15 protein-coding genes are annotated in these 14,537 nt (G+C 58.6%); 6 read left to right on the top strand and 9 right to left on the bottom strand.

Translation table 11 applies throughout. The annotated features are described in order from the left end of the window. Positions 1-31 precede the first annotated feature (31 nt). Positions 32-1,060, top strand: a complete 1,029-nt coding sequence (locus AC13D2_RS04830; protein ID WP_300493502.1) for a helix-turn-helix domain-containing protein — start codon at positions 32-34, stop codon at positions 1,058-1,060. Here AC13D2_RS04830 and AC13D2_RS04825 read toward each other — a convergent pair. Further along, positions 1,050-1,787 carry a glutathione S-transferase family protein gene (locus AC13D2_RS04825; RefSeq protein WP_482938279.1) on the bottom strand — a complete coding sequence of 246 codons (738 nt, stop codon included), beginning with the start codon at positions 1,785-1,787 and terminating at the stop codon, positions 1,050-1,052. The genes AC13D2_RS04830 and AC13D2_RS04825 overlap by 11 nt on opposite strands. Before the next feature lie 139 nt (positions 1,788-1,926). Between AC13D2_RS04825 and AC13D2_RS04820 the strand changes: the two genes are divergently transcribed. Continuing rightward, a complete protein-coding gene (locus tag AC13D2_RS04820) occupies positions 1,927-2,889 on the top strand; it encodes an META domain-containing protein (RefSeq protein WP_300493507.1) in 963 nt (320 codons plus the stop codon). On the opposite strand, the gene AC13D2_RS04815 is transcribed toward AC13D2_RS04820, so the two are convergent. The 4 genes from AC13D2_RS04815 to AC13D2_RS04800 all read right to left on the bottom strand — a co-directional run bounded on the left by AC13D2_RS04815 (position 2,864) and on the right by AC13D2_RS04800 (position 7,012). Further along, on the bottom strand, positions 2,864-3,730 hold the full coding sequence (locus AC13D2_RS04815) for a transporter substrate-binding domain-containing protein (RefSeq protein ID WP_482938278.1): 867 nt from the start codon (positions 3,728-3,730) through the stop codon (positions 2,864-2,866). The genes AC13D2_RS04820 and AC13D2_RS04815 overlap by 26 nt on opposite strands. Positions 3,731-3,834: 104 nt before the next feature. Then, positions 3,835-4,893 (bottom strand): quaternary amine ABC transporter ATP-binding protein, encoded by a 1,059-nt coding sequence (locus AC13D2_RS04810; RefSeq protein ID WP_273063839.1) that lies wholly within the window; start codon positions 4,891-4,893, stop codon positions 3,835-3,837. A gap of 11 nt (positions 4,894-4,904) precedes the next feature. Continuing rightward, complete coding sequence (locus AC13D2_RS04805; RefSeq protein WP_091642485.1) at positions 4,905-5,939, bottom strand: ABC transporter permease; 1,035 nt, start codon at positions 5,937-5,939, stop codon at positions 4,905-4,907. A 104-nt stretch (positions 5,940-6,043) separates the two neighbouring features. After that, positions 6,044-7,012, bottom strand: coding sequence for an ABC transporter substrate-binding protein (locus tag AC13D2_RS04800; RefSeq protein ID WP_292047028.1), 969 nt, complete (start codon positions 7,010-7,012; stop codon positions 6,044-6,046). 298 nt (positions 7,013-7,310) lie between these two features. On the opposite strand from AC13D2_RS04800, the gene AC13D2_RS04795 reads away from it, so the two are divergent. From AC13D2_RS04795 to AC13D2_RS04780, 4 genes are all read left to right on the top strand, one after another. Further along, positions 7,311-8,411: a M14 family zinc carboxypeptidase gene (locus AC13D2_RS04795; RefSeq protein ID WP_292047025.1), complete on the top strand. Its 1,101-nt coding sequence runs from the start codon at positions 7,311-7,313 to the stop codon at positions 8,409-8,411. Between the two features lie 2 nt (positions 8,412-8,413). Continuing rightward, entirely contained in the window at positions 8,414-9,148 is a 735-nt protein-coding gene (locus AC13D2_RS04790; protein ID WP_292047023.1) for an alpha/beta fold hydrolase, read from the top strand. A gap of 90 nt (positions 9,149-9,238) precedes the next feature. Then, complete coding sequence (locus AC13D2_RS04785; protein WP_292047021.1) at positions 9,239-9,856, top strand: glutathione S-transferase family protein; 618 nt, start codon at positions 9,239-9,241, stop codon at positions 9,854-9,856. Positions 9,857-9,860: 4 nt separating this feature from the next. After that, positions 9,861-10,475 (top strand): DUF4202 domain-containing protein, encoded by a 615-nt coding sequence (locus AC13D2_RS04780; protein WP_300493524.1) that lies wholly within the window; start codon positions 9,861-9,863, stop codon positions 10,473-10,475. 59 nt (positions 10,476-10,534) lie between these two features. Here the strand turns inward: AC13D2_RS04780 and trpC are convergent, their stop codons facing one another. From trpC to trpE, 4 genes are read right to left on the bottom strand one after another with little or no spacing between them, the layout of a single operon-like run. Further along, positions 10,535-11,356 carry an indole-3-glycerol phosphate synthase TrpC gene (gene trpC, locus AC13D2_RS04775; protein WP_300493527.1) on the bottom strand — a complete coding sequence of 274 codons (822 nt, stop codon included), beginning with the start codon at positions 11,354-11,356 and terminating at the stop codon, positions 10,535-10,537. 13 nt (positions 11,357-11,369) lie between these two features. After that, complete coding sequence (gene trpD, locus AC13D2_RS04770) at positions 11,370-12,398, bottom strand: anthranilate phosphoribosyltransferase (protein ID WP_300493530.1); 1,029 nt, start codon at positions 12,396-12,398, stop codon at positions 11,370-11,372. 11 nt (positions 12,399-12,409) lie between these two features. Next, positions 12,410-12,991 carry an aminodeoxychorismate/anthranilate synthase component II gene (locus AC13D2_RS04765; protein ID WP_300493533.1) on the bottom strand — a complete coding sequence of 194 codons (582 nt, stop codon included), beginning with the start codon at positions 12,989-12,991 and terminating at the stop codon, positions 12,410-12,412. Positions 12,992-13,007: 16 nt separating this feature from the next. After that, a complete protein-coding gene (gene trpE, locus AC13D2_RS04760) occupies positions 13,008-14,495 on the bottom strand; it encodes an anthranilate synthase component I (RefSeq protein WP_300493536.1) in 1,488 nt (495 codons plus the stop codon). Positions 14,496-14,537 lie beyond the last annotated feature (42 nt).

The following is a 14,537-nucleotide window of genomic DNA, read 5'->3' as shown; positions in this document are numbered from 1 at the left end:
GAATGACGCAGCGCTTGGAGGGCCGTGAACCATGGCCAAGGTAATGCGGGTAACCGGTGCCTGGACGGGACTGCTTTCAGACTGGCTTGACCAGGAGGGACTGGATCGAGACGGACTGGAGAACGCCCCGGTCAGGATCGCGCTGGCGCGCTGGGCGTCGGAGGACAACGTACCGGTGCCGGTGTGGCGTGATCTGCTGGCGCAAGGACTGGCTCTGGCGCCTCAGCATGCCGCCCCCGAGCTGAAGGTGGGGGCCTGTGTACGACCGGCCCATGTGGGAGTGCTCGGCTATCTGGTGCTGGCATCCGACACTCTTGGCGAGGCCATGCTGGCCTACCAGCGCTACGAAACGCTGTTTTATGGCGCCAGCCTGGCGGAAGTCGAGGTCGTCGGCGATCAGGCGGAAATGCGCTGGCCGCCCTCGGAGAATGAGCTCGGCCAGCAGGCGGACGGCGCTGCAATTGCCGCATTGGTGACCTTTATGCGTCGCCAGATTGATCAGCCACCTCCGCCCTCGTTAGTGAGTTTTCTGGGTGATGTCAGTGCCGAGACGGCCAGGGAATACGAACGGTTTTTTGGCTGCCCGGTTACCTGGAACGACAGCCATGTGCGGGTTCGTTTTTCGCTGCATTACCTCAGCCTGCCCATGCCCAGGCGAGACCCGACACTTCGGGAGTTGCTGGACCGGCAGGCCCGTGCCCTGCTGCGGGCGTTGCCGGAGGCGTCACAGTCGGGCTCAGGCATAGACCGCCAGCTACAGCAGGTACTGCTGAAACTGCTGTCCGATGGCGAGCCCACCCTGGTGCGTGCTGCCCATGCCATGCATATGTCACCGCGTACGCTGCAGCGGCGCCTGGCCCGGCATCAGTTAAGCTGGCAGCAGTGGCTCGATCAGAACCGGGAACAGCTGGCGCGACAGTACCTGGATGATACCTCCCTGACGCTGACCGACATTGCTCTGCTATTGGGCTTCTCCGAGCAAAGTGCCTTTACCCGGGCCTACCGCCGCTGGACCGGCAATTCGCCCGGCCGAGAACGCCGTCAGTGGCTCAGCGATTAGCAGCGTAGATCTTTTCCAGCGTGTGGATCTGTGGCTGCCATTGATCCAGCCAGGCCTGGATGTCTTTGGGGATTTTGGCCGGTTTGGGCCAGGGCACTGGGTATTGGCCGGGCTGAAACATGGGTGCGAACAAGGCTGCCGCGGAGAGGTCGGCGCGGGAGAAACTGTCGCCAGCCAGGTAGGGCTTCTCCTGGTACGCGTCGGCCAGCTCGGTCAGGTAGCGCTCCATGGTTTCCCGCGACTGCGCGGCGGTTTTCTCATTGATCTTCATCCATTTGCGCATAACCTCGTCCACCCGGCTGAAGGCCAGCCTCAGTAGAATCCGATTGTAGAAGGGGGTGCCGGCAGCCAGCATGGGAACGACCACTTTGGGACGCTGCAGGAAGTGGTGGTAGGAGTAACAGCGCACGCTGGGGCCGGCTTCGTCGTCCAGCCGCTGCTCCCAGGACAGGGCGGCTTCGCGGGCCTGCGGGTCTGCCGGCGTCAGCGGGTTTTCGGGAAACGTGTCGTCCAGATAGTCGATGATGGCCTTCGATCCCTGAACCCGGTGACCGTCATGGTCCAGTACCGGTACCGATGAATCAGCGCCCGTCAGTTTGCGGATGGTGTTGATGTGCTGGCCAGGCAGAAGGCTGATGGCTTCGTAGCTCAGCCCTTTGTGATCCAGGGCCCAGCGAACCTTTTCGCAGTAGTGTGAAATAGCAAACTGGTAGAGTTTTATCGCCATGACGTGGAATGCTCCCGGGTGCTTTGATGGCCTAAGCGTAATGCTTTAAGGCAGGAAATGGTAACGGCTCTGCTTTAAAATCGGCAGCCATCATGGATAATTTGCAACCGTTACAAACACATGGAATGAGGAATAACCAATGAAAGGAATCGCCGTATCTTTGCCGGCTTTGGTCAGCATCCTGCTGGTCGCGGGCTGTGCATCCAGCGAGAATCAACGCCGTGGTGAAGGCCTTGCCGTTAATGCCATGACTTGCGGCCAGGCCGATATAGGGCTCGACTACCACGAAGACCACAGTGGTCTGACGATAACGTTCGGCAGCGACAAAATGGTGCTGAAGCAGAAGGAAAGTGCCTCCGGTGCGCGCTTTGTGGACCCCGACAACGATGACACCCAGTTCTGGAATAAGGGTGACACTGCCACATTGACAATAGACGGGCAGGCGTTGCCGCTATGCCTGGTTCCGGGCGCTGTCGAGAAGCCGTTTGTCGCCCGGGGGAACGAGCCGTTCTGGCGGGCGGTTCTGGAGCCAGGGCAACTGGTGGTGGAGAAAATGGGCAAGGAGCCACTTGCACTGCGATACGAGGTTGTTGAAAGTGGTGCCACGGGGCGTACTTTCGAGGCCGAAGGTGATGGCGTTCGGGTATCGCTGAAGACTGCAAACCAGCTGTGTCGAGACTCCATGACCGGCATGCCCTATCCCCAACAGGTGCGGCTGGCCATAAACGGAGAGGAACGCGATGGCTGCGGAGGGGATCCTGAGCGGCTGCTTCGGGGAACCGAATGGGTCGTTGAAGACATTGGTGGCCGTGGCATTATTGACAGTTCCCGGGTGACCCTGAACTTCCTGGCGGAGCAGCGTGTGGCGGGGCGTGCGTCCTGCAACCAATTCAGTGGAGGATGGAAGCTGACTGGTGAGGAGCTCGGTTTTACCCGGATGGCGTCAACCAGGAAAGCCTGTGCGCCCGCATTGATGAACCAGGAGGACCGGTTCCTGTCGCTGTTGAACGAGGTGCGACGCTTCGATATCGGCCGCCACGGTGAGTTGCTGTTGGTGACCGGAGATGGGCGTCTGATCAGGGCGTTTCAGTCCACAGACTGAGCCCATATTGGTCCAGGATCTGCTGTATTCGGCCGCTGGCCAGCAGTCGCCGGGTGCCGTTTGCAAGCAGTTCCGCCAGTTCCCTCGCATCTTCCCGCGCGGGGGAAAACGCGACGAAGGCTTCGATTTCGGCGATCACTCCGGCCTGCCGGGGCGCGGGGATGGTTTCCTTGTTGTTCCTTTCCCACCAGGCCATCACGTAGATATCCTCCGCAAAAATGTCGGTACGGTGTTGGTCCAGCAGGTAGATGGCCCGCTCAAGAGGGGACGGCCCCGCGATCACCCAGATTCTGTCCGGATTGGCGTGATGCTCCTCAATGTACCGGTCCAGCTCATTGGAGTATGAGTACCCATTGATGACCAACAGTTTCTGGTTATGGAGCGACGCCGGCCCGTCGTATATCCAGCGGTTGTCAGGGTGGGTAAACAGCGCAATGGCTGAGCGTCCCTGGGGGGTGTCTGGAAACACGAAATCCGGGGCATCGGTCATGAAGGCGCCGACCACCGCGTCCAGTTGACCTTCCCGCGTCAACTGCAGCGCCCTTGCCCAGCTGACGTTGACGTACTCTACGGTATAGCCGGCTTCGCCAAGGACCTCGCGGGCAATGTCCACCATATAGCCCTCGCGATCGCTGCCCGCTTCGCAGTTGTGGGGGCACCAGGGATCGGATGCAATAACGATCGTCCGGGGCCGGGGTGTTGTATTGGAAAGGGCAGCGGACAGGGCCTCATTGGTTGACGTCTGCGTGTCGACGTCTGAAGAAAGGCTCTCTTCGTCAGGAGGGGGTGAGCAGCCGTACAACAGGAATACGGCTAGTAGAGCCACTGCCAGTCTGTGCATGGTCGTTGTCTGGGGCACCGCGAAGCTACGGCGACCTATTTATCATAGCCCGTCTGTCACGATGCTGTCATCCGGGTGCCCACCTCCACCGGGATGACTTCCGATCAGTAACGGCTGCGATTGTCTCCTTCCGAAGCATCGACCGGCACCAGTGCCTTGACCAGTTCTTTCATCTCGAGAATGCCTACCTGATTGCCTTTTTTGACCACCCGATAGACAAGGTCGGTATCGCCCTCGGACCTGGCGATTACTGACTCCAGGTTGTCCCGATCGGAAATGTCGCCGGCACAGTCAGCGGGTGGCTCCGTGGTTTTTGCCATCACGGAACGCACTCTCAGAACCCGTGCGCGATTGATGTCGCTGATGAAATCCGTGATGTACGGATCGTTGGGGTGCATGAGAATTTCTTGGGGTTCGCCCTGCTGGACGATGTGTCCGTCCTTGAGGATCACCAGGTGGTCCGCCAGCTTTAGCGCTTCGTCCAGGTCGTGGGTGATGAACACCACGGTTTTCTTCAGTTCCTCCTGCAACTCCAGCAGCAGGTCCTGCATGTCGGAGCGAATCAGCGGGTCCAGGGCAGAGAAGGCCTCGTCCATCAGCATCACGGGCGAGTTGGATGCCAGTGCCCGGGCAATGCCCACGCGCTGCTGCATACCGCCGGATAGCTGGTGAGGGTACTGGTTCTCGTTCCCTTCCAGTCCCACGCGGGCGAGCCATTTCTTGGCTTCGTCCTCGAAGTCCCGCACCGTATGGCCCCTTACCAGAAGCGCCATGCCAGCATTTTCCAACACGGTTTTGTGTGGAAGCAGGGCGAATTTCTGGAAAACCATCGACATCTGTTCACGTCGAAGTTTCCGCAATCCGTCCTCGTCGAAGTTGAGTACGTTCTTGCCATCCACCTCGATTTCGCCGGCAGTGGGTTCAATCAGCCGGTTGAGATGGCGTATCAGCGTGGACTTGCCTGACCCCGACAGACCCATGATGACGGTGATCTCGCCTTCACGCATATCCACGTTGATATCCTGCAGGCCCAGTACGTGGTTGTGCTTTTCCAGCAGTTCGGCCTTTCCCATACCCCGGCGCACATACGCCAGGGCCACATCAGGAATGGGGCCGAAAATCTTGTAGAGGTTCCGGATGGAAATCTTGATATCCCGGTCCACGATTCGCTCCCTTACTGTTTCTGTGAGGCGTTGATGCGCGCCAGTGAGGCTTTGGTTACCCGGTCAAGGATCACCGCCAGAATAACGATGCCAAGACCGGCAACCAGCCCGACACCCAGCTCCAGGTTGCGAATGCCCTGAAGCACCAACACCCCGAGCCCCGGTGCCGACACCAGGGAAGCGATAACCACCATGGCCAGGCTCATCATAATGGTCTGGTTTACACCCGCCATGATGTTGGGCAGCGCCAGTGGAATCTGGACCTTGAAGAGTTTTTGCTGGCTGGTCATGCCGAAAGCGTCCGCGGCTTCGATCACGTCCTTGTCCACCAGGCGGATACCCAGGTTGGTGAGACGGATGACCGGCACAATGGCGTACAGGATGATGGCAATGCCGTAGAGCTTGGATTCGGTCACGCTGAACAGGAAAATCAGCGGAATCAGGTACACAAAGGGCGGCAGTGTCTGCAGCATGTCGAGCACGGGAATGGTCAGGCGCTGCATCATGTCGCTTCGGGACATGGCAATGCCGATGGGCACGCCCAGCAGCACACACAGAAACGCGCAGACAAAGATGATCGACAGCGTCTCCATTGCGTACTGGTAGTAGTCAATAAAGGCCAGCAGAACCAGGCTGCCCGCCACGAACCCCACCAGCTTCCAGGATTTGGTAACGACAAACACCACGGCCAGCAGCGCTGGTATCACGATCCACCAGGGCGTGTTCAGCATGCCGTAGAGTGTCCCGTCCAGAAACCAGCTCAGTGGTTGGGTCAAAGGGTCCAGAACAACACTCAGACTGTCCTTGATGGACAGGAAGCCCTCTTCAAGACCTTTTGTCAGTTCCCTGGATTTGGGAAAGGCCGCGCAGGACTCGTTAAGCGCGTCCATGGATGGAAAAGGCAGGTCCCATAGTGACTCTGCTTCGGCGTCCGTTCCTTTGGTTTTTTGCAGCAACGCCGCCATTGACATGGGGGCATCACTTTGGCCGTCTGAGCACCAGTCTTCCAGTCCCAGTGATGAAAACACGAAATCGTAGGTCGCCATTTGCGGTCAGTTCCCAGAAGCATTCAGGTATAAATGGGTAATGTAAGTTCGCCTGTTCGGTTTGACAGGGCCGGGGGACGGCCCTGTCAGGGTAGGTGGAGAGATTATTCTCCCAGAACCGAAGCCAGGCGTTTCTTGGCCGAATCGTTCAGCCAGCTTGACCACTCGTCGCTGTTGTTGCTCAGGAAATACACGGCTGCCTCTTCCGCAGACGCGTTGTTGGAATCCATCCACGCTAACAGTGCGCTCATGGTGTCGGTCTTGAACGTCAGGTTGGTGAGCATTTCCGCGACCTCCGGCTCACGATCCTTGAAGTCTGTGGTCACGGAGGTCAGCACTGTTGCAGCCGGGAACTCAGACACGCCAGGGTTGTCGGCATCCTGGGTCTGGTTGCGAGTGTGAACCTCTGGCTTGTAGTCACCCAATTCGACGCGGGTCATGTCGAACTTTCCGAGCGGTACAGTGGGGCCCCAATAGTAGCCAAACCACGGCTCTTCAGACTGCACGGCGGAGGCCATGGACGAGGCCAGGGTTTCACCGGAACCATGGTTGAAGACCTCAACGCCTGAGCTTTCCAGGTCGAGCGCCCTGATCAGGTTGTCACTGACGACACGACAACCCCAGCCACTTGGGCAGTTGTTAAAACGGTTGTCCACCAATTCCGGGTTTGCCATGACACCTTCGATAGTGGTCAGCTCGGGGTGTTTCTCGGCCAGGTAGGTTGGAATCCACCAGCCCTCAACGCCACCGGGCTCCAGTACTTTGGTCAGGCGCTCGATCTTGCCCTGTTCTTCCAGTTCCAGGTAGGCCTCGCCCGCGGAATTCAGCCACAGCTCGGTCACAATGTCGGGCTCGCCATTTTCGGCGACCGAGGTAACAGCGGGAACCGTGTCAGAGGGAACCACTGTTACATCACAGCCGTACCCCTGCTCCATAATGAACTTGGCGACGCTGGTGACAACGGTGTTGGATGCCCAGCCCATTTCGGTGATGGAAACCTCACCGCAATCGGCCTGAGCAAGTGCAGGCACGGACATCGCGCAAAGCAGCGCGACTGGCGTTAGCTTTCGCATGATTGGTTCTCCTTATAGGTTTTGAAAATACGCGGAAACTGATCCGCTGGAGCGGTTCTGGAAACCGCTCTAGAGGTGAAGACGCCGTATTGAGATTGCGTTTTCAGAAGGCGAGACAAATGTTGTGACCTCGGTTACTACGTATCCCTTAGAGTAACGCCCTGAGCGTGAGTTACAAGCCATTCATGTAAAATGTCGCCATAAAATGAACGTGCGTTCCGGTATTTTGAGCGCCAGTGTCAACGAATTGAAGCAATTCAGCGGTAGTTTGAAGGGTTGTCTGAAACGGGAGAGCCCCATGACTGAATTGCGCAAACTAACCCCCCATTCTGCTATTCCGGCCGAACAGGCCCGCCGGGATAGCCGACAACGTCACCTGCTGAGAACCTTTCTGCCGGAAATGATTCGTCTTGAGCGTGTACTGGCGGAAGCGCCGGAACAGGTTGCTGTGAACACGCTCTCTCGGGTTGCGCTGAAGGACATTGACTTGCCGATATACCGGGTTGACCTTGGCAGTGAGGCACCCGACGCGCCAGTAGTGATGCTGGTGGGTGGCGTTCACGGTCTTGAGCGCATCGGCAGCGAAGTCGTCATGGCCTGGTTGCGCAATCTGCTGGCACGGATGTCCTGGGACGGACATCTCCAGGCCTTGCTGAAAAAAGTGAGGGTTACCCTGTTGCCCATCCTCAACCCCGGTGGCATGTACCTGAATCAGCGCAGCAATCCCAACGGGGTCGACCTGATGCGCAACGCACCGATCACCGCCCAGGACCGCAGTGCGTTCCTGCTGGGTGGTCAGCGTTTCTCTCCACGACTGCCGTGGTTCATTGGTGATCCCGAGCAGGGTATGGAAGCGGAGAACCAGGCCCTTGAGTCAGTGATTTCGGAGCTACTGCCAGGCCGTCCTTTCAGTGTCGCGCTGGACTGTCATTCCGGTTTCGGCTGGCAGGATCAGATCTGGTTCCCCTATGCCTACCGTCGTCGCCCCATGCGACGGATTGAATCGGTGATGGCGCTGAAGTTGATCTGGGAGCAGGCGTGGCCGGAACACAACTATCGCTTCGAGCCCCAGTCCCGCCATTACCTGACCCACGGCGATCTGTGGGACTATTTCTACAAAAAGATCAATCGCAGCGGTGAGGGCGCCTTCATTCCCCTTACCCTGGAGTTGGGTTCCTGGCGATGGATCAAGAAACGCCCGCGGCAGTTGCTGCGCCTGGACGGCTTTTTCAATCCGCTGGTACCCCATCGCCATCGACGGGTACTGCGAAGTCACCTGACCTTTATCGATTTCCTCGTCAGCGCCGCCGCCCATCATGAAAACTGGTTGCCGCACTCGGATGAGGCGTCCATGCTAAGGGAGGCCGCCATCGCCCACTGGTACAGGGATCATCACTGATAATGCACTGGATTCTGTTGCGCGGACTTACCCGGGAACACGCCCACTGGGGCTCGTTTCCCCACAGGCTTGAGGATGCCTTTCCCGGCCACCAGTTTCATCGGGTCGACCTTCCGGGCACGGGCGTGCACTTCAAGGACCCCAGCCCTGACCGTATCGCGGACATTCGGGAAAAGGTTCGCCACGGTGTTGATCACATTCCAGCGCCATACAATCTCATCGCTCTGTCCATGGGCGGAATGGTGGCCCTGGACTGGGCTCAGCATGTCACCGAGGGTGAAGTTCAGAACCTGGTGCTGATCAACACGAGCTCTGGATTCAGCCTGCCCTGGCGCCGGATGCGTCCGGGGGCCTGGCCCCGTATCGTTCGCCTCCTGGCGCGCCGGGAACTGTTCGATCGTGAGGCGGATATTCTGCGGTTGACGAGCAACCAACCGGTCGACCTCGATGTCATGAAACACTGGTACAGCATCCAGCGCCAGAGGCCCGTCGGCTTTGCCAACGCCTATGCTCAGATGAAAGCGGCGGTCGCCTACAAACCCCTGCCTCAACGTCCTCTGCCGAACGCACTTGTGCTTGCCAGCAAGGGCGATCGTATCGTGCATTGGAGCTGCAGCCAGGCGTTCGAACGGCGTTGGCAATGGACACTGAAAGTCCATCCATCCGCTGGCCATGATCTGCCAATGGACGACCCTGAATGGGTCATCCAACAGATCGCATACTGGCTGCCCCAGTGATTACGGTTGCTTGACGCAACCGGTGTTCCGCGTCAGTCTTCTACACAATTCCCGAGATTCATCCCAAGACACTGTTTGGAGTCAACAACAATGAAGATTTTTGAGACCAAGACCGCGCCCAACCCACGCCGGGTAAGGATGTTTATGTCTGAAAAGGGGCTGCTGGACAAGGCCGAGTTTGTCGAGATCGACCTGCAGAAGGGTGAGAACCTGACGCCGGAATACGCGGCCAGGAACCCCATGAAGAAAGTACCGGTGATGGAACTGGACGACGGTACCTGCATTGCCGAAACCATGGCGATTTGTCGCTATTTCGAAGAAAGCTATCCGGACGCGCCAACCCTGCTGGGGGACACCGCATTGGAGAAAGCGCAGGTGGAGCAGTGGCTGCGGTGGATCGAGTTCTCCTTCTTCCTGCCCACCGGTATGTGTTTTCAGCACACCAGCGGCTATTTCAAGGACCGCATGAACCCGATCAAGGAATGGGGTGAGGAGTGCCGCACCTCGGTGGAAAAATTCATGCACTTCCTGAACAAGCACCTGGATGGCCGGGAATACATCTGTTGCGACCGATTCACGGCGGCGGACATCAATGCCTTTACCACCGTGGCCTTTGCCCGTGTGGTGGGTATTCGCATCAAGCCTGAGCAGGCCAATCTCCAGGCCTGGTATGATGGTATCAAGCAACGTTCCTCCGCCCAGGTATGACCCGATGACACAACAGACCCTCCTGGCCTGTACCCTGGATAAAATCGATACCGCCAACCGTGCAGACCCCAACATCGAGCAGGTCGGCGGCGAAACCCTGCCCAAGGAATACGCCTACAGCCAGCACATGACCCGCTGGCTGTTCGAGCTTGAGCAGCAACCCTCCGAGCGCCTGCAGATTGCCTGCCGCGCCCAGCATATCGAGCGCTGGACCATCCCCCGTAGCGATTTCCCGGAGGGGCGCAAGGCCTATTACGAATGGCGCCAGGCCTGTGGCCGCATGCATGGCCGCCGGGCTGCCGGAATCATGGCGGAGTGTGGCTTCCCGCAGGAAGAATGCCAGAAGGTGGAAACCATCCTGACCAAGCGGGAGTTGCGCAAGGACGCAGACACACAGCTGCTGGAAGACGTTGCCTGCATGGTGTTTCTGGAACGCTATTTCGCGGATTTCTATGAGGAAAAAGCCGATTACGATCGGGAGAAATGGTTGCGCATTGTCCGCCGTACCTGGGGCAAGATGTCTCCGCGTGGGCATGAGGCTGCCTTGAAGCTGGCTGAGGGCATGCCGGCGCATTTGCTGGCGTTGTTGCAGGAGGCCTTGGAGAAGCCTGAAGATTAGGTTGGTGCCGACAAAGTGCTCAGACTTCTGAGGTAGTCTTCCAAAGCTTCATCGAAAATTCAGCAGTCAGGGAAGAAGAATTCGGCCAGTCTTTTTCCTGGCTCTTCAGCCCTCATAAACGACTCGCCCACCAGGAAGCCGTAGATGCCGCGATCGGTCATGGCTGTCACATCGTCACGGGTCATGATGCCACTTTCGGTGATCGTCAGGCGGTCGGCCGAAATCCGTTCATGCAGGTCGAAGGTGGTATCCAGCGAGACGTCAAAGGTGTGCAGGTTGCGGTTGTTGATGCCCACCAGCGGTGTTTTCAGGGTGAGGGCATCGTCCATTTCCTCGCCGTCGTGAACCTCGACCAGCACGTCCAGGCCAATTTCATGGGCAATGCCTTCCAACTCCTGCATCTGGTCCCTGGTCAGGCAGGCGGCGATCAGCAGGATGCAGTCCGCCCCAATGGCCCGGCTTTCGTACACTTGGTACGGCGCTACCATAAAGTCCTTGCGGATCACCGGCAGGCTGCAGGCGGCGCGGGCGGCTTGGAGGTAGTCTTCATGGCCCTGGAAGAAGTCTTTGTCAGTGAGTACTGACAGGCAAGCGGCTCCGCCTTTTTCGTAGCTTTCGGCAATAGCTTCGGGCACAAACGGATCGCGGAGAACGCCTTTGCTGGGGGAGGCTTTTTTGATCTCGGCAATGACTGCAGGCGTTCGCTGTTCGATGCGTCGGCGAAGGGCGTCCGCAAAACCCCGCGCTGGCGGTTGATCGCCAGCCATGGCCTTCAGGTCGCCAATAGAAACCCTGCGCGTGCGCTCGTCAATTTCCTCCCACTTCCGATCAACGATCTTTCGCAGGATGGTAGGCGTCTTGTCCAGATGTCTGTCAGTCATTATCAGGCCCGTCTTAGAAACACTGCGAAAAGTCAGCCAATTCAGACATCTTGCCCGCCGCCAGGCCGGAACCCATAGCGTCCAGAGCCATCTCTACGCCTTCCGACGCCGTCTTTGCCAGGCCAGCCACATAAATTGCTGCGCCGGCGTTCAGGGCGATCAGGTCGCGAGCCTTCTCAGCCATTTCATCATGGCCACGACCGAAGGCGGCACGGATCAGCTTAAGGGAGTCCTCGGCGGTATCCACCGTGAGACCAACCAACGCCTGGCTCTTGATGCCCAGGTCTTCCGGGGTTATGTCGTACTCAGTGACTTCGCCGTTTTTCAGCTCCGCCACATGGGTGGCGCTGGCCAGGCTGATTTCGTCCAGGCCATCTTTCGAGTGCACCACCATGATGTGCTCGGCGCCCAGGCGGTGCAGAACCTCCGCCATGGGGCGGCAAAGCTCTTTCGTGAACACACCGATCAACTGTCGCTTGACGTTGGCCGGGTTGGTCATGGGACCGAGGATATTGAAGATGGTGCGGCAACCCAGTTCCTTGCGCGGCCCGATGGCGTGTTTCATGGCGCCATGATGGGCGGGGGCGAACATGAAGCCGACACCGATCTCCTCCACGCAGCGGGCGACTTCCTCGGGCGCCATCTGCAGGTTGATGCCCAGCTTTTCCAGCAGGTCCGCGCTGCCGCTCTTGGAGGACACGGCACGGTTGCCATGCTTGGCCACAAAGCCACCGGCTGCGGCGACCACAAAAGACGCCGCGGTGGATACGTTGAACAAGTTGGCACCGTCACCGCCGGTGCCCACGATATCCACCAGCGGGTCGGCGTTGACCGTTACGCGGGTGGCCAGCTCCCGCATGACTTCGGTGGCGCCGGTGATTTCGTCGATGGTTTCGCTCTTGATGCGCAACCCCATGAGAAAGGCCCCAATCTGCGCATCGGTGGCTTCACCCTTCATGACGACGCGCATAACGTCCTTCATTTCCTCCGTGGACAGGTCCAGATTGGAGGCGATGCGGTTCAGTGCTTCTTTCATGTCCATGTGGTGGCCTCTTATTGTGTCTTCAGAAAGTTGCGCAGCAGCTCATGACCCTGTTCCGTCATAATAGACTCTGGATGGAACTGGACGCCTTCGATGGGCAGTGTTTTGTGCCGAACGCCCATGATTTCTTCCACCGAACCATCGTCATTGCGAGTCCATGCGGTGACTTCCAGACAATCCGGAAGGGTGTCTTTGTCGATCACCAGGCTGTGATAGCGGGTCGCCTTCAACGGGTTACTCAGGCCACGGAAAATGCCTTGGTCCTTATGGTAGACCGCAGATACCTTGCCGTGCATCACCTGCCCGGCGCGAATAACCTTTCCGCCGTACACCTGCCCGATGGCCTGGTGGCCGAGACACACACCCAGAATCGGCAACTTGCCGGCAAAGTGGCGGATGGTGGCCATGGAAATGCCCGCTTCATTGGGCGTGCAGGGGCCGGGAGAGACAACGAGGCGTTCCGGTTTCAGGGCTTCAATGCCCTCCACGGTAATCTCATCGTTGCGGTAGACATGAACATCTTCGCCCAACTCGGCCAGGTACTGCACCACGTTGTAGGTGAAGGAGTCGTAGTTATCGATCATCAGCAACATAATCTTATCCTCCGCCTCAGTGGTCGAAATCGTTGTAGGTCATGGCGACAGCGCGGAAGATCGCGCGGCCCTTGTTCATGGTTTCCTTCCACTCAAGGCGGGGTACCGAATCGGCCACCACGCCGGCGCCTGCCTGAATATGCAGGGTGTTGTCTTTGATCACGGCCGTGCGGATGGCAATGGCGGTGTCCATGTTGCCATTGAACGACAGATAACCCACGGCACCGCCATAGACGCCGCGCTTCACCGGCTCCAGTTCGTCGATGATTTCCATGGCGCGAATCTTGGGGGCACCGCTCAGGGTGCCGGCTGGCAAGGTGGCGCGCAACACGTCCAGGCAACTGGTGTTGTCTTTCAGGCGACCGGTGACGTTGGAGACGATGTGCATCACATGGGAGTAACGCTCCACAATCATCTTGTCCGTCAGCTTCACCGTGCCGGTCTCAGACACCCGGCCAGCGTCGTTGCGGCCCAGATCGATCAGCATCAGGTGCTCGGCGATTTCCTTGGGGTCGGCCAGCAGTTCCGCTTCCATGGCCCGGTCCTCGGCGTCGGTAGCGCCACGCTTTCGGGTGCCGGCAATCGGGCGCACAGTGACTTCGTCATCTTCCACCCGCGCCAGGATTTCCGGTGACGAGCCTACGATCTGGAAGTCCCCCAGATCCAGAAAATACATGTAAGGGGACGGGTTCAGCACCCTCAGCGAGCGATACAGGTTCAGCGGTGGCGCCTCGAACGGAATCGACATGCGTTGCGAGATCACCGTCTGCATCACATCGCCGTCCAGAACGTATTCCTTGATCCTGCCAACGGCGGCTTCGAACTTTTCCTGGTTAAACCCGGAAATGAAGTCGCTCTCGTCCACGGTTTTACCGCGCAGATGCTCGGGTGTCCGGGGCGCGTTGGTCGTCTGCCGGTGCAGGCGGGACTCCAGGTCGTCGATTCGCTGCAGTGCCTGTTCGTAAGCGCCTTCCTGGTTTGGGTCGGCATGGACAATCAGGTGCAGTTTGCCACGAAGGTTGTCGAACACTACAACGTCATCGGACACCATCAGCAGGATGTCGGGCGTGCCGATCCTGTCCGGCGGGCAGGTGTTGCGCAGGCGCTTTTCGATGTAGCGCACGGTGTCATAACCGAAATAGCCAACCAGACCGCCATTGAAGCGGGGCAATTCCTCAAGGTCCGGCGCGTTGAAGCGGGCCTGGTAGTCTTCCACGAAGGCTAGCGGGTCGTCGACGGTGATTTCTTCGATCACCTTGTCGTCGCGGGTAATCGTGACGGTGTGATCGTAGACCTTGAGAACTTCACGGCTGGGCAGGCCGATGATGGAATAGCGACCCCACTTTTCGCCGCCCTGGACGGATTCGAACAGGTAGGAGTAGGGGCCACTGGCCAGCTTGAAATAGGTGCTCAGGGGCGTATCCAGATCGGCGAGGACTTCGCGGTATACGGGGATACGATTAAAGCCGGCCTTGGCGAGCTCGGCGAATTGCTCGGGTGTCATGATAACGGTTCCTGAAATCTGATTTGTATGGTGGACTTTCGG

It is taken from the genome of Marinobacter sp. B-12, assembly GCF_056857915.1.
Note: the sequence above shows the minus strand (reverse complement) of the source record. Positions and strands in the feature narration are given on the sequence as shown.

Bases quoted from the DNA above. Each gene is read 5' to 3' on its own strand.
- AC13D2_RS04805 (WP_091642485.1), bottom strand. From the start codon at position 5,939: ATGGCGACCTACGATTTCGTGTTTTCATCACTGGGACTGGAAGACTGG.
- AC13D2_RS04815 (WP_482938278.1), bottom strand. From the start codon at position 3,730: ATGCACAGACTGGCAGTGGCTCTACTAGCCGTATTCCTGTTGTACGGC.
- trpC (WP_300493527.1), bottom strand. From the start codon at position 11,356: ATGACTGACAGACATCTGGACAAGACGCCTACCATCCTGCGAAAGATC.
- AC13D2_RS04785 (WP_292047021.1), top strand. From the start codon at position 9,239: ATGAAGATTTTTGAGACCAAGACCGCGCCCAACCCACGCCGGGTAAGG.
- AC13D2_RS04795 (WP_292047025.1), top strand. From the start codon at position 7,311: ATGACTGAATTGCGCAAACTAACCCCCCATTCTGCTATTCCGGCCGAA.
- AC13D2_RS04780 (WP_300493524.1), top strand. From the start codon at position 9,861: ATGACACAACAGACCCTCCTGGCCTGTACCCTGGATAAAATCGATACC.
- AC13D2_RS04765 (WP_300493533.1), bottom strand. From the start codon at position 12,991: ATGTTGCTGATGATCGATAACTACGACTCCTTCACCTACAACGTGGTG.
- AC13D2_RS04830 (WP_300493502.1), top strand. From the start codon at position 32: ATGGCCAAGGTAATGCGGGTAACCGGTGCCTGGACGGGACTGCTTTCA.
- AC13D2_RS04790 (WP_292047023.1), top strand. From the start codon at position 8,414: ATGCACTGGATTCTGTTGCGCGGACTTACCCGGGAACACGCCCACTGG.
- trpE (WP_300493536.1), bottom strand. From the start codon at position 14,495: ATGACACCCGAGCAATTCGCCGAGCTCGCCAAGGCCGGCTTTAATCGT.
- AC13D2_RS04800 (WP_292047028.1), bottom strand. From the start codon at position 7,012: ATGCGAAAGCTAACGCCAGTCGCGCTGCTTTGCGCGATGTCCGTGCCT.
- AC13D2_RS04825 (WP_482938279.1), bottom strand. From the start codon at position 1,787: ATGGCGATAAAACTCTACCAGTTTGCTATTTCACACTACTGCGAAAAG.
- trpD (WP_300493530.1), bottom strand. From the start codon at position 12,398: ATGGACATGAAAGAAGCACTGAACCGCATCGCCTCCAATCTGGACCTG.
- AC13D2_RS04820 (WP_300493507.1), top strand. From the start codon at position 1,927: ATGAAAGGAATCGCCGTATCTTTGCCGGCTTTGGTCAGCATCCTGCTG.